The organism is Lonsdalea populi, from assembly GCF_015999465.1.
Lineage (GTDB): Bacteria > Pseudomonadota > Gammaproteobacteria > Enterobacterales > Enterobacteriaceae > Lonsdalea > Lonsdalea populi.
Window position 1 is genome coordinate 1,347,820 of sequence record NZ_CP065534.1, and the last position, 17,903, is coordinate 1,365,722.

Annotated in this window: 16 protein-coding genes; 10 read left to right on the forward strand and 6 right to left on the reverse strand. The window is 55.6% G+C overall.

All coding sequences use genetic code 11. The annotated features are described in order from the left end of the window. Nucleotides 1-10: 10 nt before the first annotated feature. Nucleotides 11-826, forward strand: a complete 816-nt coding sequence (locus tag I6N93_RS06000) for a Cof-type HAD-IIB family hydrolase (protein ID WP_085685390.1) — start codon at nt 11-13, stop codon at nt 824-826. Between the two features lie 41 nt (nt 827-867). Here I6N93_RS06000 and umuC read toward each other — a convergent pair whose 3' ends face one another. The 3 genes from umuC to I6N93_RS06015 form a co-directional block, all read right to left on the reverse strand. Beyond that, entirely contained in the window at nt 868-2,136 is a 1,269-nt protein-coding gene (gene umuC / locus I6N93_RS06005; protein ID WP_085685387.1) for a translesion error-prone DNA polymerase V subunit UmuC, read from the reverse strand. 3 nt (nt 2,137-2,139) lie between these two features. Continuing rightward, entirely contained in the window at nt 2,140-2,568 is a 429-nt protein-coding gene (gene umuD / locus I6N93_RS06010) for a translesion error-prone DNA polymerase V autoproteolytic subunit (RefSeq protein WP_085685385.1), read from the reverse strand. A gap of 730 nt (nt 2,569-3,298) precedes the next feature. Continuing rightward, nucleotides 3,299-3,685, reverse strand: coding sequence for a winged helix-turn-helix transcriptional regulator (locus tag I6N93_RS06015; RefSeq protein WP_085685382.1), 387 nt, complete (start codon nt 3,683-3,685; stop codon nt 3,299-3,301). A gap of 161 nt (nt 3,686-3,846) precedes the next feature. On the opposite strand from I6N93_RS06015, the gene I6N93_RS06020 reads away from it, so the two are divergent. Next, nucleotides 3,847-4,704 (forward strand): SDR family oxidoreductase, encoded by an 858-nt coding sequence (locus I6N93_RS06020; protein ID WP_085685379.1) that lies wholly within the window; start codon nt 3,847-3,849, stop codon nt 4,702-4,704. Between the two features lie 943 nt (nt 4,705-5,647). Beyond that, nucleotides 5,648-6,649: a zinc-binding dehydrogenase gene (locus I6N93_RS06025; protein WP_085685376.1), complete on the forward strand. Its 1,002-nt coding sequence runs from the start codon at nt 5,648-5,650 to the stop codon at nt 6,647-6,649. Nucleotides 6,650-6,745: 96 nt separating this feature from the next. Here the strand turns inward: I6N93_RS06025 and I6N93_RS06030 are convergent, their stop codons facing one another. Then, complete coding sequence (locus tag I6N93_RS06030; RefSeq protein WP_176222519.1) at nt 6,746-7,000, reverse strand: VOC family protein; 255 nt, start codon at nt 6,998-7,000, stop codon at nt 6,746-6,748. Between the two features lie 307 nt (nt 7,001-7,307). On the opposite strand from I6N93_RS06030, the gene cybB reads away from it, so the two are divergent. The 6 genes from cybB to I6N93_RS06060 all read left to right on the forward strand — a co-directional run bounded on the left by cybB (nt 7,308) and on the right by I6N93_RS06060 (nt 12,894). Continuing rightward, on the forward strand, nt 7,308-7,862 hold the full coding sequence (cybB, locus tag I6N93_RS06035; protein ID WP_085685374.1) for a cytochrome b561: 555 nt from the start codon (nt 7,308-7,310) through the stop codon (nt 7,860-7,862). Nucleotides 7,863-7,966: 104 nt separating this feature from the next. Then, nucleotides 7,967-8,908 carry a curved DNA-binding protein gene (cbpA, locus tag I6N93_RS06040; protein WP_085685371.1) on the forward strand — a complete coding sequence of 314 codons (942 nt, stop codon included), beginning with the start codon at nt 7,967-7,969 and terminating at the stop codon, nt 8,906-8,908. A 4-nt stretch (nt 8,909-8,912) separates the two neighbouring features. Continuing rightward, nucleotides 8,913-9,218, forward strand: coding sequence for a chaperone modulator CbpM (locus I6N93_RS06045; protein ID WP_085685368.1), 306 nt, complete (start codon nt 8,913-8,915; stop codon nt 9,216-9,218). 723 nt (nt 9,219-9,941) lie between these two features. Next, complete coding sequence (locus I6N93_RS06050) at nt 9,942-12,320, forward strand: heavy metal translocating P-type ATPase (RefSeq protein ID WP_085685365.1); 2,379 nt, start codon at nt 9,942-9,944, stop codon at nt 12,318-12,320. 48 nt (nt 12,321-12,368) lie between these two features. Further along, nucleotides 12,369-12,581, forward strand: a complete 213-nt coding sequence (locus I6N93_RS06055) for a heavy-metal-associated domain-containing protein (RefSeq protein ID WP_085685362.1) — start codon at nt 12,369-12,371, stop codon at nt 12,579-12,581. Further along, entirely contained in the window at nt 12,568-12,894 is a 327-nt protein-coding gene (locus I6N93_RS06060; RefSeq protein ID WP_036153065.1) for a metal-sensitive transcriptional regulator, read from the forward strand. Before I6N93_RS06055 ends, I6N93_RS06060 begins: the two co-directional genes overlap by 14 nt. 182 nt (nt 12,895-13,076) lie before the next feature. On the opposite strand, the gene I6N93_RS06065 is transcribed toward I6N93_RS06060, so the two are convergent. Beyond that, nucleotides 13,077-14,300, reverse strand: coding sequence for an EAL and HDOD domain-containing protein (locus tag I6N93_RS06065; RefSeq protein ID WP_085685359.1), 1,224 nt, complete (start codon nt 14,298-14,300; stop codon nt 13,077-13,079). A 597-nt stretch (nt 14,301-14,897) separates the two neighbouring features. Here I6N93_RS06065 and I6N93_RS06070 point away from each other — a divergent pair. Continuing rightward, nucleotides 14,898-15,857, forward strand: coding sequence for a chemotaxis protein (locus I6N93_RS06070; RefSeq protein WP_085685357.1), 960 nt, complete (start codon nt 14,898-14,900; stop codon nt 15,855-15,857). 201 nt (nt 15,858-16,058) lie between these two features. On the opposite strand, the gene I6N93_RS06075 is transcribed toward I6N93_RS06070, so the two are convergent. Continuing rightward, nucleotides 16,059-17,726 carry a cyclic peptide export ABC transporter gene (locus I6N93_RS06075; protein WP_085685351.1) on the reverse strand — a complete coding sequence of 556 codons (1,668 nt, stop codon included), beginning with the start codon at nt 17,724-17,726 and terminating at the stop codon, nt 16,059-16,061. Between the last annotated feature and the right edge of the window lie 177 nt (nt 17,727-17,903).

The following is a 17,903-nucleotide window of genomic DNA, read 5'->3' on the forward strand; positions in this document are numbered from 1 at the left end:
GACGTGATGTATGATAAAGATGATTGCAGTCGATATGGACGGTACGTTTCTCAACAATGATAAGCAGTTCAACAAAAACCGATTTTTCAAGCAGTACGCGCAGATGAAACAAGACGATATTCAGTTCGTCGTCGCCAGCGGTAATCAGTACTATCAGCTCCTCTCTTTCTTCCCTGAAATTCGCGACGAAATTGCCTTTGTGGCGGAAAACGGCGCATACGTGGTCACCGGCGGGCAACCTATTTTCTGCGGAGAACTCGCGCCCGCGGACGTGTGCAAAGTGATTGACGTGCTGTCCGCCATCCCCTACATCCAGTTCGTGGTTTGCGGCAAAGAAAGCGCCTATGTTTATGCGTCTTCCACGGATGACTTCCTCCAATTGATTGCCAAACACTATTACCGCATCGAACAGCGCGACGATTTTGACGGATTGATGGATACGATCTTCAAGTTCTCGCTCAGCGTGCCGGACGATCAGGTCCCTGGGCTGATGGATCACATCGGACATGCGCTCGACGGCATCGTCAAACCGGTGTCCAGCGGATTCGGTTTTGTCGATCTGATTATCCCGGGCGTACATAAAGCCCACGGGATCGCGCTGTTGCAGCAACAGTGGCAGATCGAGAATGACGAGGTGGTGGCGATTGGCGATAGCGGCAACGACTACGAAATGCTTCAGCAGGCGGGGTTCGGCGTGGCGATGGCGAATGCTCAGCCTAAAATCCGCGAAGTGGCTAGGTATCATACCGAAAGCAATGAAGAAGAAGGCGCGCTCAACGTCATCGATCGGGTATTAACCCGCAGCGCGCCGTTCGACCTCCGGTAATCACGTTCCCACGACGAAAGAGGGCAATCCGTGACGCCCGTCTAAGCGATTTTGGCGATGGGCAGTTCGTTCCAGCGTGTCGTGTAGGCGGGAGACAGCATCTCTCTTTTCATCTGCCACGTCGGGGAGATGCCCTGACCGGCGAACCAGACTTTGCTCGATCCGGCGTGGTTGATCGTATCGATGACGTTCATCAGCGCCGTGCTGTTGGGTCGGGGCGGATTGTCATCGAAGAGATGCAGTTGGGTACGGTGGAGCGGCGAAAAATCGTTGAGCATGACGCCGGCTTTCATATAACGCGGCCCTTCCTTCCAGATCCTCTCCAGACCGCGCACGGCGGCGGCCATGATATCTCGCGTATCTTGCGTGGCCGACAGCAGCTGTTCGCTGGCGCTGTTGGCGTAGTAGATCTCGTTGTGCGCGTGGGGAGACGAACGTATGAAGATAGCGACCTGCCGGCAGAGCTGCTTCTCTGCGCGCAGCTTTTCCGCAGCGCGTTCCGCATAGCGGCAGACGGCCTGATGCATATCCTCCAGCCGGGTGATCCGGACGCCGAAAGAACGGCTGCAGACGATGTGCTCTTTCGTGGGCGTCTCCTCCTCAAACTCAATACAGGGTTCGCCGCGCAGTTCGCGGACGGTGCGCTCCATCACCACGCTGAAGTGCTTGCGGATAAACGACGTCGGCGAACGCGCCAGATCCAGTGCGGTGGTGATACCCAGCGTGTGCAGCCGGCGCATCGTTCTTCTGCCGACGCCCCAGACATCTTCCACGGGCGTGAGCGACATCAGTTTCTGTAGCCGGACCGGATGCGTGAGCGCGACGACGCCGCCGGTCGCGGGATAGCGCTTGGCGGCATGGTTGCACAGCTTGGCGAGCGTTTTGGTTTTCGCCATTCCTACGCCGACGGTCAGACCCGTGGCGGCGTGGACGGCCTCTCTGACCTGCCGGCCGAACTGTTCAAACGACAAGGTGACATCAATCCCCGAGATGTCCATCCACGCTTCATCGATGCTGTAGACCTCGACGCGTGGCGCCAGCGCTTCCAGCGTGGTCATGACTCTGGCGCTGAGATCGGCATAGAGCGCATAGTTGGAGGTAAAAACAGTCACCTGTTGTTCCCGGAGCCGCTGACGCATTTGGAAGTAGGGCATCGCCATCGGAATCCCCAGCCGTTTGGCTTCCGCGTTGCGCGCGATCACACAGCCGTCGTTATTGGACAGTACCACTACCGGTTTGCCTTTCAGGTCAGGGCGAAACACGGTTTCGCAGGAGGCGTAAAACGCATTGACGTCGGCCAGCGCAAACATACATTACCTCCGCAGGCTGTGAATGATGTGCGCCACTACGCCGAAGATCTCCAGTGCATTGGGATCGGGATAGATTGGGGCATAGGCCGGGTTCATGGGCAGCAGCGCCAGCCGGGGTTTCAGCGCCAGCGTTTTCACCGTGAACTCTCCGTCGACCGCCGCGATAATCACATCGCCATGAACGGCGTTTATCGACCGGTCGACGACCAGCAGATCGCCGTCGTGGATGCCGACATCCACCATCGATTCGCCGCTGGCGCGCACAAAATAGGTTGCGCTGGGGTGTTTGATCAGCAGTTCATTCAAGTCCAGCGATTTTTCGACATAGTCCTGCGCCGGAGAAGGAAAGCCGGCCACGCAACGATCGCCGAATAAGGGAAGACTTATTTTAGGGGAATCCCACCGTGGAAGGAGCAAACGGTATGAACGCATGAAAGCCTCTTTAACTGGTTTTTTATACAGTATAATCACAGGCCAAGTAGGTTGTGTAGAGGTGTTTTTTGTTTATTAAGCGCAGCGCTGATTTAAAAAGATTTTTTATTTTTTCGGGGCGACAGAGAGGCAAGGCATATCATCACTGCCGGTGTATTAACGAAGAGGTTATATGATCTTGCTAAGTACATGGCGAAACATCTGCGTTATTTCGTGTCCCCCCGTGTGATCGGTATGAATAAGTATTTTTATTTCTTTATTAATAAAATGGCAACGTTTGATAATGACGAAACAGAGACCGCTACGTCTATTATTCAATGACAAACAACATTTTTTGGGAGTTGCAGAGGCCTTGTTTTGGCTCAATGTATCGCAGTTTTACCGTTATTTATCTACACCATACGTTAAATTTAAGCGGTTTTTGTCTTTTATTTATCCAAGTCTTTCCGGTGCTGTAAATAAAACGACAAAGGCCACGCCGTTAATTAATTCTCACCATTAAAATAAGCATTCTATGCATTACTCAATAAGACTATTGAGCACTATTAACCATTAACGTTAATTGACTATATCGTGTGTGAATTCTTAGTTTGTGCATGGTGGTCTTGTTGGTATTTTTCATCCTCGAATAAAAGCGGCATACTGCCTTTCGATCACGATATAGAGAAGTTAGTGTGATTTGAGGCGGAGGAAATTAAACGGTTTAGGCAAATGTTATCGCTGCGGACAGCTATTGTCCGGCCTGCATAATTTTCGGCAAGTTTAGCTCAATCCAATCCGCCAATTGAATGACGCGCGCGTAGACCTCGCGCCCGAGCGGCGTGAGTGAGTACTCCGTGTGCGGCGGAACCACGGGCAACATATTGCGGTGCACAAATCCATCCTGCTCAAACATCTGCAGCGTCTGCGCCAGCATCTTTTCGCTGATGCCGCTGATTTTTCTGCGCAGCTCGCTGAAACGCAGCGTGTCCTCGTCCAATGCAATCAGCACCAGAATGCCCCAGCGGCTGGCGATATGTTGCAGTACATCCCGTGAAGGACAGTTGGCGTCCAACAATTTTCCGTAGCGAATTTCATCATGATGGGGACCGAGTTCACGGCTGTTTTGGGTACGCATTACGTTTATCCTGATAAAAAGTTCAGGCTTACCAAAAGGTAAGTACTTACTAAAAGAGAGTGTATCCTCTATAGTCCCGTCGGTCTATGAAGTGAATGTCTATACTGTGTGGGCATGGCGGGCAGTCGCCGCGTGTCCTGCAACCTTAAACGGAGGTCATTATGATTGCAGTAACAGGTGCAACAGGTCAGTTAGGCCGTCTTGCCATTGAAGCATTGCTGAAAAGAATTCCGGCGGATCAGATCGTCGCTGCGGTTCGTACCCCGTCGAAAGCGCAGGATCTGGCCGATCGCGGCGTGCTCGTTCGCCAGGCGGATTACAGCCAGCCGGCGACGCTGGCCACGGCGTTTCAGGGGGTTGATAAACTGCTGCTGATCTCCTCCAGTGAACTGGGTCAGCGCACTGTGCAGCATCGTGCGGTGATTGACGCCGCCAAGGCGGCGGAAGTCGGGCTGATCGCCTATACCAGCCTGCTGCGTGCGGATACCTCTCCGTTGCTGCTGGCCGAGGAACACCGCCAGACGGAAGCCGCACTGAAGGCATCCGGCGTGCCTTTTGTCTTGCTGCGCAACGGCTGGTATACCGAAAATTACGCCGCCAGCATTGCCCCGGCTTTGGCGCACGACGCCTATATCGGCGCTGCGCGAGAAGGCCGCATCGCATCGGCGGCGCGGGCGGATTACGCGAGTGCGGCAGCGGCCGTTTTGCTGCTGGACGATCAGGCGGGGAGAGTCTACGAACTCGCGGGCGACGACAGCTATACGCTGGCGGAGTTTGCGGCGGAAATCTCAAATCAGTCTGGCAAAACGATTGGCTACGTCGATCTGCCGGTCGCAGCGTTTGCGAATGCGCTGAAGGGCGCGGGCCTACCGGAGGGGCTGGCCGATGTGCTGGCTGATTCCGACGCGGGTGCCGCCGAAGGCGCGCTGTTTGATGACAGTAAAACGCTGAGCCGTCTTTTAAGACGCCCGACCGTGCCCTATCAAAAAGTGATCGCCGACACGCTGGCATCGCTGTAATACAAGTCACACCGCTTTCTCATGGAGAAGTGCGGGGTTGTATCAATAGCAACGATAGTAGCCGCTGGGCCTCACTTTCATCGACCCGAATACAGCCGGTATCGCGACTAAATGCGGGTGCCCAGCGCAATACAGCCCATCAGCATCAATACCGATGCGATGCAGCTCTACGGAAGTACACCTTTAGCTACTCTCCTTCATCAAATAAATCGCCTGGCTGGAAAACCCAGATAGCACGGGACGTAATATCTGACAGATTTAACTGAATAAAAAATGCCTTATCAGGCAGGATGGGCGTATCGGCAGACGCTGTTCAGTAAAAGGGGGGGCTGAGTCATAAAAATCAGGTTGGCGCAGCCGTAATATAAAAAGATATATAACTATATATCAATAGAATAGAAAATATTCTCACGCGCCGCGTCCTGCCTGCAATGATTATCGTGCTTCCTTCAGTTCGCGCTTTTAACCCAGCCGCTATCGACAATCAACCGGCCAGACTCCGCGACCGCTAACGCCGGAACAAGCTCTCCAGCGGCCACAACCTTATCGTGAACAGGTATGACCACCTTGCACTGTTGTCGTCTGGACGTGCTGCGCGTTGCCTTGGTCTCGGCTTTCCTTTAACGGCGCCGCTCAGAGTAAGTAAGATTTTTGACGCAACATCTTTGGAATTACGCTGTCTCATAGCCAACTAACATTACCCCGAGCCCATCAGTGCGTATTGCAGCGGATCATCGCGGACAGGCCCGGGCGTGGGAGCGAATCTATTTCACTCCGTTATCTGCACAGAGGTAATGCGTCACTGAAAGTGGCCGCCAGCGCGAGAAAAACGCCGAGATCGACGGCGCTGGAAAAAAAATGAAACGGATATTTCATCGTTATTGAGTTGGAGAAGGCATTGACCCCTTCGGCTACGACAAGAACTTTATCATGGAAAAGAAAGATGACGGATAAACAGCGTGAAGTGCTTCCTGAAACTTACCGGGCGTGGACCTGGCATGGCGGCATAGAACCCCGCGACTTGAAACTTGAACATATTCCCTTGCCGCCGCCGGCCGCCGATCAGGTGCTGGTGCGCAACGTCGTGATTGGCTTGAATCCAGTGGACTGGAAGCTGCTGGGCGCCGAGAGTCTGCGTTGGCGGCCCGGTAAAGTGCCGGGCGTCGACGGCGCGGGGGTTGTGGCGGCGGTGGGCGAGGATGTCTCCGACCGCTGGCTGGGGCAGCGCGTCGCCTATCACCAGAATATGCGGTCTCCCGGCAGCTTTGCCGAGTACGCGCCCGTCGATATGCGTGCACTGCTGCGCCTGCCTCCTCAATTAGATTTCGCTATTGCCGCCAGCGTTCCTTGCCCGGCGCTCACCGCGTGGCTGGCGCTGGATAAACTGCCGCCGCAGGCGGGTCAGCCGGTATTAATTAGCGGCGCGGGCGGGGCCGTCGGGCACTATCTGGTGCAGTTGGCTGGAGCCTTTGGATTCAACGTGACCGCCATGAGCCATCACCGCCACTGGGAACGGCTGCGGACGCTGGGCGCGAAGGATTGCGTCGCGAGCGAGCTGGCCGGCGATCCGCACTGGCTGGAAGAGAATGCAGGCTTCTTTGCCGTCATCGACAGCGTGAGCGCCGACCATGCCGAGCGGTTGTCCCTGGCGCTACAGGCGAACGGTCACCTGGTGTGTATTCAGGACCGGATCGCGCATTGGCCTTGTGCGCCGTTCGGACGGGCGATCTCCTTGCACGAAGTGGCGCTGGGCGCGCTGCATCAGTTCGGGGACGAAGCCGCGTGGGCGCGGTTAACGGCTGCGGGCGAGCTGCTGTTGATTGACCTGGCGGAAGAGCGATTGCAGGCTGAAGCCCGAGTGGTCTGCGATTTCTCCGAGCTGCCGCTGTTGCTGGACGAACTGCGCCGCCGCTCATTTTCCGGCAAACCGCTGGTGCGGGTGTGACCTTGTACTGAGGAAAACGCAGATTCTGTCAACTGCCGTGTTAAATGTCGTAAGCAGTAAAGTAGTGCAGACACGGCTGATGTGCCCCCTTAAGCGTCAGCGGCTTGCTGCTGACGCCAAATCTCTGCGTGCGGGCGCTGACGTCGCAAGTGGTGTAAAGCCCGCTTGTCGCAGTAAAAGGGGAGATCTGAGCCGCTTCATCTCATCAATCTGGAATACAGGCTCTGAGGCAATGTCACGTTCCACAACTGTTTTACCGAATACCGTCTGTTTGGGTTCCTGTCCAATCTGAACGCCAAGGGTTATCCATCGCTGGTAAAGCTCATCGACCACCTGGATATTTTCAACCATAAAACTGATTTCTGTCCGGTTACCTTCCCCGCATGATGCAAAATCATGAGCCTTTGTTGGCCACAATCCCAGGTGAGGTCATTTTCGAAAGAGAAAGCGGCCCAGGCGGGAAGTACCACGTCTGGCTCTTTATCACGACTTAATCGGTTCGAAATAGCGAAGTTCCTGAAGGGGGACGCCGGTTTTCTCGTATCGGCGGCGAGACTGGCGAGAAGCGCTCGACGAGTTAAAATAAATGTAAAAGTTTCGATCGATTGGGAAAAACATCGGTTATGGTGTGGGTAATCACCGTCAAAAGGATGTCGTCATGCAGAACCAAGGGCGTTTTTCGAATGTGCAAATTGCATTGCACTGGGCCGTCTTTCTTCTTCTTATCATTACCTATGCGACCGTCGAGCTGCGAGGACTGGCGCCGAGAGGAACGTTAACGCGCCAACTGGTGATGGCGACGCATTTCAGCTGTGGCGTCACCGTGTTGGTGCTGATGGCGGCGCGCATTTATTTTCGCGTCAAATACGCCTCTCCGCCGATTGTCCCGCCAGTGCCGAAGTGGCAGCACTTTCTGGCGAACCTAACGCACATTCTGATCTACGCGCTGTTCGTGGCGCTGCCGGTGCTGGCCGTCAGTTCACGCTATTTGCGAGGGCAGGACTGGGCGCTGTTCGGCATTGGTATGCCGGTCGCGGCCACGCCAAATCCGGATTTGGCGGTGTCGTTGATTCAACTGCACGAAACGCTGGCTCCTCTCGGCTATTGGCTAATCGGGCTGCATGCGGCGGCAGCGTTGTTCCACTACTATTTCATGCGTGACAACACCATGCTGCGCATGATGCCCTCGAAAAAAGATCGCCCCTCCGCCTGATTGCCTCCCCGGCGGCTGATTTAACAAACGCAATGAAAACCGTTTATTCGGCCGCCGTTAGGACTATCCTCTATTTATGCATGGAAAAATGAGGATGTGGGCCGATGGAATTCAAAGATTATTATGCCTTGCTGGGGGTTGAACCCTCAGACGATATCAAGGCCATAAAAGCGGCGTACCGGAAGCTGGCGCGAAAGTACCATCCCGACGTCAGCACCGAGCCGGATGCGGCGGAAAAGTTCAAGGGCGTGGCGGAAGCCTACGAAGTCCTTAAAGACAGTGAACGCCGCGCGGAATACGATCAAATCAGACTGCACCGTAACGACCCCCACTTCAACGACTCGCCCTTTTCTCAATCTCGATCCGCTGGCGCAGGCGGCCAGGAATGGCACCACAGCAGCGACTTCTCCGACTTTTTCGAATCTGTTTTTGGTCACCAGGCACAGCCGCGTTCTGCCGGCCGTTCGTCTCATGGGCAACGCGGGCAGGATGTCGAGATGGAGCTACCGCTGTTCCTTGAAGAGACGCTGAAAGAGCAAAACCGCACCATCTCCTATCAACTGCCGGTTCACGACCCGTTTGGTCGCGTGATGGACGAGGTCACGAAAAAACTGAACGTGAAAATTCCGGCGGGTGTAGGCGATGGCGAGCGTATTCGACTCAAAAATCAGGGCGTTGCAGGGATTAACGGCGGCGCGAACGGCGATCTCTACCTGATCATTCGGCTGGCGCCGCATCCCTTGTTTGATATCGACGGTCAGAATTTGCAAATCGTCGTGCCGCTGGCGCCCTGGGAAGCGGCGTTGGGCGCCAACATCGAAATGCCGACGCTGACGGGGCGCATTACCCTGACCGTCCCGGCAGGGAGTCAGACCGGTCAGCGTTTGCGTATCAAGGGAAAAGGACTGGTCAGCAAAAAAGGCGCGGGCGATCTCTATGCCGTGCTGAAAGTGGTGATGCCGCCAAAACCGGATGAATCCACGGCTGCGATCTGGACATCGCTGGCTGAAAAGGCAGCCTTTAATCCTCGGACAGTATGGGAGTAATGCTATGGATGATATCGACGTCACCTTTACCGTGATTGAGGTATGCCAGATCGTCGGGCTCTCCAGAGATGAACTCGGCGAAGTTGTCGCGCTGGGGGTCATCACACCTCGGGGAGAAAGCAGTATGCCGTGGCGCTTCGATGCCTATGCGCTAAGCCGGCTACGGCGAGCGCGACGTTTGCGCTACGAGCTGGATATTGACTGGCCGGGCATTGCCATGACGTTGACGCTGCTGGATAAAATGGAGCGCCTCAATCAGGAGAATCAGCGGCTGCAAAGACAACTGGAACGCTTTATTCCGAGTCGTTGAGGTTTCGCTATAAAGGCTGCGCGTACCGCGACGGGACGCGCAGCAGGGGCTGAATACCTGACGAAAACCGTCCGTTCTCCCTCTTTGCATTCTTCCCGTTCCCTACAATTACCGGTCTGACACCGGCGAATTCTGGCGTTGTCGATACCTCTTTGCATAGGATCCCGGGGCCCTATATCGTCTGGTCCCCACATCGTCCTCTCCGTCATCATCGTCATCGCACAAAGGATGCCAGGGATAAAGCGACATCATTACGAACTGCTTACGGCTATCCGTGAGTTACTGCTGCTGCCCCATCCGCCGCGCTCCGTCAGCCTTTCTATGCCTTCGGCCTTGCCGCCGTGATCTGCCCTATCTTTCTCTGAGGGCTAATTCGCCTGCTTCGCAAAGTAAAAAACGCGGGCTCATCCCTTTGAAACCTTCATCATCCTCGCGCGATAGCGGGAGAATTTGCGATGCTCGAGAAGAGCAATCGGTGTTCCCAAACGGGGAAACCCGGTGCTGGAACCGTCTTTCATTGCGTCAATTGTGTCAGGCGAAGAAGGCGCTCAAGAAAATACCCTAATGGGGTATCATAAACCTGCCGCAGCGCGTATGTTGTTAGGCAGGTTTTCAACGGTTGCGCGTCAACAGCGGCCCCACAGTCCCACGGTGATTTTCCAGGCTTGCCTGCTGCCGGCGCAATAAAGCCCTTGTCTGCAAACAGAGTAGGACAGATCCACCATGAGCTCATCCCAGCCTCTTCACCTCGCCGTCACTGGCATGTCCTGCGCCGCGTGCGCCAGCCGTATTGAACGCGTCCTTAACCGTATGGACGGCGTCTCCGCCAACGTGAACTTCGCCAGCGAGAAAGCGGTGGTTCGTCTCGATGATGCGCGCAGTACGTCCAACGACGTGATCGCCGCGATCCGCAAAGCCGGGTTCGACGTCGCGGATCGGCGGGTATCGTTGGCCGTCGACGGCATGAGCTGCGTTGCCTGCGCGGCACGTATCGAAAAGGTGCTCAATAACGTGGAAGGGGTAACGGCGACGGTCAATTTCGCTGCCGGTCGGGCGCAGGTCAGCGTTACCCCCGGTAGCGCCACGCCGGAATCTCTGATAGCGCGCATCGAGTGCGCCGGGTTTACGGCGCGTCAGGTGACGGCGGGCGATCGGAAGGCCGAGCGTCAGCGGCGCGATCAGGCCTGGAAAAAAGATCGCAATGCGTGGGTAGTGGCCGCCGTACTGTCGTTTCCGCTGCTGTTTGAAATGGGCGCGATGTTTTTCGGGCAGGCACACTGGCTGCCAGGGTGGTTCCAGTGGCTGCTGGCGACGCCGGTGCAGTTCTGGTGCGGCCGCCACTTTTATCGCCGGGCCTGGAGCGCGCTGCGCAGCGGAACGGCCAACATGGATGTGCTGGTGACGCTGGGCACCAGCGTCGCTTACGCATTAAGTCTGGTCACGCTGCTGACGTCGGAACACGGCGATCTCTACTTCGAGGCCAGCGCCGCCATCATCACGCTGGTCCTGCTGGGCAAGCTGCTGGAAGGCAAAGCCAAGACCAAAACCGGGGACGCTATTGAGGGGCTGTTACGCCTTCAGCCGCAGATCGCGCACGTCGAGGTTGACGGTGAATGGCAGGACCGTGATGTGGCATCGCTACGCAGTGGCGACGTCTTTCTGGTCAGACCCGGGGAGAGTGTGCCCGTTGACGGCGTAGTGATCGACGGGCTGTCCGAGGTCAATGAGGCGATGCTGACGGGAGAGAGTCAGCCCGTGGTGAAGCAGGCGGAAGCGCAGGTCTACGCGGCGACGCAGAATCATAGCGGCGCACTGCGGGTACGGGCGACCGGCGTCGGCGGCGATACCGCGCTGTCGCGTATTGTGCGGCTGGTGGAAGAGGCGCAGGCCTCCAAAGCCGGCGTGCAGCGGCTCGCCGACCGGGTTTCCGCGATCTTCGTTCCCGTCGTCATCGCGATTGCCGTGCTGGCGTTCGTGATCAACTGGTTGGTGACGGGGCGGTGGGAGGCGAGTCTGGTCAACGCCGTCGCCGTGCTGGTGATAGCCTGTCCATGCGCGCTGGGTCTGGCGACGCCGACCGCGATTATGGTCGGGACCGGTCAGGGCGCGCGCGCCGGGATCCTGTTTCGCAACGCGGTCGCGCTGGAAAACGCCCAGCAACTGCAAGTCTTGGTGATGGACAAAACCGGGACGCTGACCGAAGGACAACCTTCCGTGGTCAACGTCCTGCCCGTGGATGGCGTCTCGAAGGACGAACTGCTGAGTCTGGCGATGGGGATGGAGCAGAATTCCGAACATCCGCTGGGGCAGGCGCTGGTGAAGTATGCGCAGCTGGCCGGGATGACCGCCGCGGAAGTCCACGGATTTAGCGCTATCGTGGGGCGCGGCATCAGCGCGCAAAGGGGCGATAGCGCGTTGATTCTCGGCTCACCCACCTTCCTCGCGTCATGCGGCGTGGTTTTTGATGCTGCGATCCCCGCTATGCAGGAGCAAGAGGGGCTGACGGTGGTGGGGCTGGCCCGCGACGGGCAGTTGCTCGGCTATATCTGTTTCGACGATCGGCTGCGCGAGGATGCCGTGAAGACCGTGGAGACGCTGCACCGGCAGGGGATCCGCGTCGTCATGCTGACGGGCGATAACGCCCGTGCCGCGAAGCGGGTGGCCGAGCGAGCCGGGATCCGTCAGTTTATCGCCGAAGTGCTGCCGGAACAGAAAGCGGAGCAGATCGCTCGTCTGCAGGCGGAAGGATACTGCGTCGGCATGGTCGGCGACGGCATCAACGATGCGCCCGCGCTGGCGATCGCCAACGTGGGATTTGCCGTCGGCGCCGGTTCGAATATCGCGCTGGATACGGCGGACGTGGTGCTAATGCAAAACCGTCTCGGCGGGTTGCCCGACGCCATCAGCCTGTCGCGTGCAACGCTCAACAAGGTCAGGCAGAACTTGTTCTTCGCCTTTTTCTATAACGTGCTGGGGATCCCGCTGGCCGCATTCGGCCTGCTGAATCCGGTGATCGCCGGCAGCGCGATGGCGCTGAGTTCCGTCTCCGTCTTGAGCAATTCACTGTGGTTGCGCCGCTGGAATCCGCGCCGCAAAGGGTAAGGGGTTCTCGTAGGATTAAACAAACGTTCAGAACAGAGGAGTGTGACGATGTCTCATACATCATTAACAGTTTCAGGTATGGTTTGCGGCGGATGCGTCAGCAAGGTGACCCATGCTTTGCAGGCGCTGGAAGGTGTGAGTCAGGTTAACGTGACGCTGGAGAGTGGTCTGGTTGACGTGGAGTACGCTGAAACAGAAACGGCGACCCCTGACGCGTTCCGCCGCGCCGTTGAAGAGATCGGCTTCGATGTTGCCGGCTAAGTGCGACGCGTGCCTTGACGCCAGCGCGGGCGAGGCTGACGCGAAGCAGGTGGTGCAGCCACGCAAAAAAGCATTGTTGAACCGCCTGAAGCGGATCAACGGGCAGGTCAACGGCATTACGCAGATGGTGGAGCAGGACCGGTATTGCGTGGATATTCTCAATCAGATTACCGCTGTACGTTCCGCGTTGAGCGCCGTCGCCAACCAGATGCTGGCCGATCATGCCAACGGCTGCGTCCGCAAGGCGGTGCTGACCGACGGCGGAGAGGATGCCATTGCCGAACTGTTGCAGGTAATTCAGCGCATGCGCTAACGGTAAAAGCGTGTCGGCTGGGCCGATAACGCTTTACCGCAGGCGGCGGCGTCTGGCGTTTTTGATCGTCATCCGTAAGAGCGGCGTGCGGTGTCTCGCTCGCTGAAAACCCGAGGGCGAAGGGAATATGAGCGTGTTGAACGAGGGGCTACCGGCAGGATAGGCAATAACGAGAAGAATAATTATAAATCCAGCAGTTCGTCAGCCCAGAGGGTCGCCTCGGTGATCAGTTTCAGCATTTGCTGTTCATTGACGTCCATCATTTCCAGGTAGGTATTAACCTGCTCCCAATTTTGCTTCTCATAATAAGCAATTATGCTTAAATAACTCGCCAACTCCCCAGTGTTGTCCATCAGAGCGCATTTGATATGCGACGACACCGGGATTTGCTCCAGCAAAAGCTCCATCGGTGAGTCCAGAATGGCGTCCAGCATGGAAAAGAGACCGCATAAAAAGGCCTCAAAGGGATCTTCTCGACCGTGCAGGCGAATGGATAATAATTCACAGAACTTCCCCCGGATCAGACTCATACGATAAAGTTCGCAGGATTTATCCTTGCTCCCCATCGTGATGCTGATCAGCGAAATAAATCGCCGTAATTCCCGTTGCCCCAGAAATATGGCGATGCTGCGAAACGACATGGATGTTGTGATGGCGGCAAGGTTGGCTCTGTAGCGGAAATTGTTGAAATACCGCATCAGCTTGTAGGCCAGAGATAAATCGCTGTTAATCAGGCGTTCAATGCGGTCGTAGTTCAACTCCCGTTCGTTAGCTTCCTTAAGCAGCTGAATGGCGTTTTTGTGATCGTTGGAAAGCCGTTTGGCCTTGAACATCTGCGGATGGCTGAAGAAATAGCCCTGAAACAGCGTAAATCCCATCGCCTTGACGCGCAGGAACTGCTCGTTGGTCTCGACTTTCTCAGCCAGATAGCTGAGGTGTTTGTGCCGCAGCGTGCTGATGTAGCGACCAATCTCTTCGAAACTCGACTGCTGTAGGTCGAACTTGATGATATCCACATAGGGTAGAAAGCGGTCCCAGCCGGGGTCCATGCTGAAATCATCCAGCGCCAGCGTGAACCCTTTTCTTTTCAGCCTCTTAATGGCTGCAAACAGTTCCTCATCCGGCGTGGAGTTTTCGAGAATTTCAATCACGACTTTATCAGCCGGTAAGATTTCCGCCTGACCGTCGATAAGAAGCTGATAGGGAAAATTAATATAGCTGGGGTGGTCACCGGTCAGTTTATTTAATGGGGTGGTGAGAAATTGTTCTGATATTAGCTGGGCGGTGGCATATTCCGGGCTGACGTCAGGAAATTTATTAGTAATACCTTGGCGAAACAAAAGCTCATAAGCTACGGGTTGTAAGCGCTGGTTTAAAATGGGTTGCCGTGCAACGAATGAATACATTAGAAACCTCCAGACTGAAAAAGGTAAAAAGAGGTAACCGGATCCTTATTAGCAAATTATTCCGAGTTATATTATTTTGTCCCTATATAGCCGGAGGGGCAGCACCATCTTCCTTCAACAATTCTAACAGCCTTTTGATTTTTTTCTGGCGGATGTCCCTGTTTTGAATCGACTATCCTCTACGGTTACTCATGCAGTCAGGTTGTCAACACGGCCGCAGGCCTTGGCCGGTGGGACCATAGCGCGCTACCCGATTGATTTACGACGGATTTAACAGACTAATAAATTTTTAAGAAACGCCAGGCGGGTGTCCTGAGGTTATTTCAAGGGTGTGATTGATAATGACGTCATTCAACGCTCACGGAATCGCCTTCTCGGGCACTTTTCCCTCAATAATAATGATTGTCTAAAAGATAAGAAAAGACGGCTATCGTTAGCATATAGTTTTCATTTCTTCAGCCGATAACAGGCAAGAGCAAATTGAATAAAATGACAGAGTGCACGCGGCTTTGGCCGGACGTCGTTGAGTAGATGCTTATTGGCACATTATGACGTCGGGCCGGACATTAATTAAGTATTCGTATTATTGAGGACTGCATGGATAATTTTCAGAAAGATATCGATGAGAGGACCAACCTTACATCCGCCAACAAGTTTGAACTTTTATTGTTCAGATTAGGAGGCTCCGAGCTGCAGGGGGGCAAATCCGAGCTGTTTGGCATCAACGTCTTCAAGCTGCGTGAAATTGTACCCATGCCGTCTTTGACCAAAGCCGTGGGTATGAAGCCGCCCATGATGGGCATGGTGAATATTCGCGGTCAGGTCATTCCCGTGATCGATCTTCCTTCAGTGGCAGGATGTAAGCCGGAATCCGGGCTGAATATTTTGCTGGTGACGGAGTATGCGCGCAGCACGCAGGCGTTTGCGGTTGAGTCCGTTGACGATATCGTCCGTCTTGACTGGAGCCAGGTGCTGACCGCTGAAGCGGGCGTCAGCAGCAGCTATATCACCAGCATCGCACGGCTAGACAGCGACAAAGAGAGCAACAATCTAGCGCTGGTGCTGGACGTCGAGCAGATCCTGCACGACATGATCCCGGTCGATCGCGACATTCACATCAACGATATGGAAAATAAAGCGTTTCCCATCAAACCGGGCTCTGTCGCCATCGTCGCCGAAGACTCCAAGGTGGCGCGTTCGCTGCTGGAGCAAGGGCTGGAACTGATGCAGATCCCCGGTCAAATGCACGTTACCGGCCAGGAAGCGTGGAACAAGATCCAGCAGATGGCGAAACAGGCGAAGGCAGAAAACGTGCCTATCTCCGATAAGATCGCGTTTGTGCTGACCGACCTGGAAATGCCGGAGATGGACGGCTTTACGCTGACGCGTCATATCAAAGGTGACCCGTACCTGAAACAGATTCCGGTGATTATTCATTCCTCGCTGTCTGGCAGCGCCAACGAGGATCATGTACGCAAAGTCGGCGCTGACGCCTATGTAGCGAAGTTCGAGATCAACGAGCTGGCGGCTGCGGTTCAAAGCGTGCTGGAGAAGTAAACGCTGACTAAGACTCGTTAAACTCCGCCCACATCACGCCGAGATGCGGGCGCAAGAAGACTTCTTTCTGACGTCCCCAATCCTCTTGCGGCAAAGCGCCAATGCTCTGATAGAAAGCGATAGCCGGTTGATTCCAGTCGAGTAAGCTCAAAAAAAGTAAAACGGATGTCGCCCGCTCTCGGTCGATCGCGGGCGGCAAGATTACTGAACAGCGATGTCGTCATGCGCAATAAGACGGCCGTTTTCCAGTTTGAGACATTGATCGGCCAGGTGGAAAAAACGATCGTCATGAGTGATCGCCAATACGGCTTTACCGCGCGTGGCCAGCTCAGGCAGAAGCTCCTGATAAAAGACGCGCTTAAAGAGTGGATCCTGATCGGCCGCCCATTCATCGAATAGATAAAACGGCCGGTCTTCCAAATAGGCCACCACCAGCGCGAGGCGTTTGCGCTGCCCCTGCGACAGGTCGCGGGTGGAAAAATAGCCATTCTCAATCTTCACCTTGTGATCCAGATGCAGTTTGGCAAGGAGCGCATTCGCGCGGGCATCCAATGTAGCGTCGGCGTCGTTCAGGCCAATCAGCGATTCGAACAGATGAAAATCCGAGAAGACGGCGGAGAAAAGCTGCCGGTAGTTTGCCCGATTGCCGTCGGTGATCTCGTGACCGTCAACGGTAATCGCGCCCTCCTCCGGCGTATAAAGCCCGATCAGCAACTTGGCCAGCGTCGTTTTACCGCAGCCATTGCCGCCGATCAGAAAGGTGATTTCCCCTCGCTTAAGCGTCATGTTGATGGGGCCGAGCTGAAATACGCCCTCCTCTTTCTCACGGTAGTAGCTGTGGGTCACTCCCGACAAACGGAGCGTTGAGGCTGCGCCGAATTCGCCGGCCGACACCGCTTTATCGATATGCTCCCGCTCGTCGAGTTCGGAAAGTATCGCGCCAATGCGCTTGAGTGAGACGCGAGCCGAATTTAGCGTGGGTATGCTGTTGAGCAAACCTTCCAAGGGCATCAGCATAAACAGGAACACGATCACGTAGCCCGCCAGTTGTGTTGATTCGAGACCGAGTATCACCGTCGGCGAGAAGGTGACCAGTCCCAGGAATGCATAGAATAAAAATAGCATCCAGCCGATGCCGAAAGCATAAACCCCGAAAGCGCGAGTGCGGTTCTTGCGCACGGCTTCAATTTCATGACCGAGCGATTGGGTGAGGAACGCCTGCGCGCGGGAAACGTGCAGCTTCAGTTCTTTGGCGCCGGAGAATAACGCGTTGAAATGGGAGAACAGACGATCTTGCGCCTGACCTGCCGCTCTCAGCGAGGCGATCGCCGTAGAGCCGCCGACGCTATAACCGAGCGAGCCGAGGATTACCACCGTCAGCGCCAGAAAGAAGATGGGCAACGACAGCCAGGCAAGGTATCCCAGACAGCCGAGGACGATCGACCCCTGCATCACGATATTGGGTAGCGTGAAAAACAGCATGGATACGCTGGTTGAATCATCGGTGATGATCGACTGCGCGCGGGAGGCGCCCAGCGTTTCGATCTGGCGAAAAGGCGCGCGGGCGACGCGATCCGAAATGAGTTTGCGCATTTGGGCCATGGTTCCCTGGCTCAGTCTGGCGAAAATGACGCCGCTGAGTATGCGGCAGATGATGGCGACGACGATCAATACGCCAAAGTACCCGGCAAGCGAGGTGTAGTTTTCCTGGCCGGTCAGCAACGCTTTGTTGATTACCGTAATCAGTAAGACGCTGGAAATCCCGTTGGCGACGCTGGCGAAAGTGGCGATGCCGAGCACTCCGCGCGACCCCCGCAAGAGAGAGAGTAAAAGCCGTGAGGCTGGATTTTTAGCAATAGAATGACTCATGTGATGTCCCTATGTGATGAGGTGAACAGCGGCACAAACAGCGATTTTTCAATGCAGGATTATCGCGCGGATGATGACCCTGTCGGATCGTCCCATCGGCATATCATACCGCCGAATCAAAACGCCTGCATAGCGAAGGCGCCGCTGCCAGCCCGTCAGGGCCGGCAGCGGCGTAAT

Bases quoted from the DNA above. Each gene is read 5' to 3' on its own strand.
- I6N93_RS06000 (WP_085685390.1), top strand. From the start codon at position 11: ATGATAAAGATGATTGCAGTCGATATGGACGGTACGTTTCTCAACAAT.
- umuC (WP_085685387.1), bottom strand. From the start codon at position 2,136: ATGTTTGCGCTGGCCGACGTCAATGCGTTTTACGCCTCCTGCGAAACC.
- umuD (WP_085685385.1), bottom strand. From the start codon at position 2,568: ATGCGTTCATACCGTTTGCTCCTTCCACGGTGGGATTCCCCTAAAATA.
- I6N93_RS06015 (WP_085685382.1), bottom strand. From the start codon at position 3,685: ATGCGTACCCAAAACAGCCGTGAACTCGGTCCCCATCATGATGAAATT.
- I6N93_RS06020 (WP_085685379.1), top strand. From the start codon at position 3,847: ATGATTGCAGTAACAGGTGCAACAGGTCAGTTAGGCCGTCTTGCCATT.
- I6N93_RS06025 (WP_085685376.1), top strand. From the start codon at position 5,648: ATGACGGATAAACAGCGTGAAGTGCTTCCTGAAACTTACCGGGCGTGG.
- I6N93_RS06030 (WP_176222519.1), bottom strand. From the start codon at position 7,000: ATGGTTGAAAATATCCAGGTGGTCGATGAGCTTTACCAGCGATGGATA.
- cybB (WP_085685374.1), top strand. From the start codon at position 7,308: ATGCAGAACCAAGGGCGTTTTTCGAATGTGCAAATTGCATTGCACTGG.
- cbpA (WP_085685371.1), top strand. From the start codon at position 7,967: ATGGAATTCAAAGATTATTATGCCTTGCTGGGGGTTGAACCCTCAGAC.
- I6N93_RS06045 (WP_085685368.1), top strand. From the start codon at position 8,913: ATGGATGATATCGACGTCACCTTTACCGTGATTGAGGTATGCCAGATC.
- I6N93_RS06050 (WP_085685365.1), top strand. From the start codon at position 9,942: ATGAGCTCATCCCAGCCTCTTCACCTCGCCGTCACTGGCATGTCCTGC.
- I6N93_RS06055 (WP_085685362.1), top strand. From the start codon at position 12,369: ATGTCTCATACATCATTAACAGTTTCAGGTATGGTTTGCGGCGGATGC.
- I6N93_RS06060 (WP_036153065.1), top strand. From the start codon at position 12,568: ATGTTGCCGGCTAAGTGCGACGCGTGCCTTGACGCCAGCGCGGGCGAG.
- I6N93_RS06065 (WP_085685359.1), bottom strand. From the start codon at position 14,300: ATGTATTCATTCGTTGCACGGCAACCCATTTTAAACCAGCGCTTACAA.
- I6N93_RS06070 (WP_085685357.1), top strand. From the start codon at position 14,898: ATGGATAATTTTCAGAAAGATATCGATGAGAGGACCAACCTTACATCC.
- I6N93_RS06075 (WP_085685351.1), bottom strand. From the start codon at position 17,726: ATGAGTCATTCTATTGCTAAAAATCCAGCCTCACGGCTTTTACTCTCT.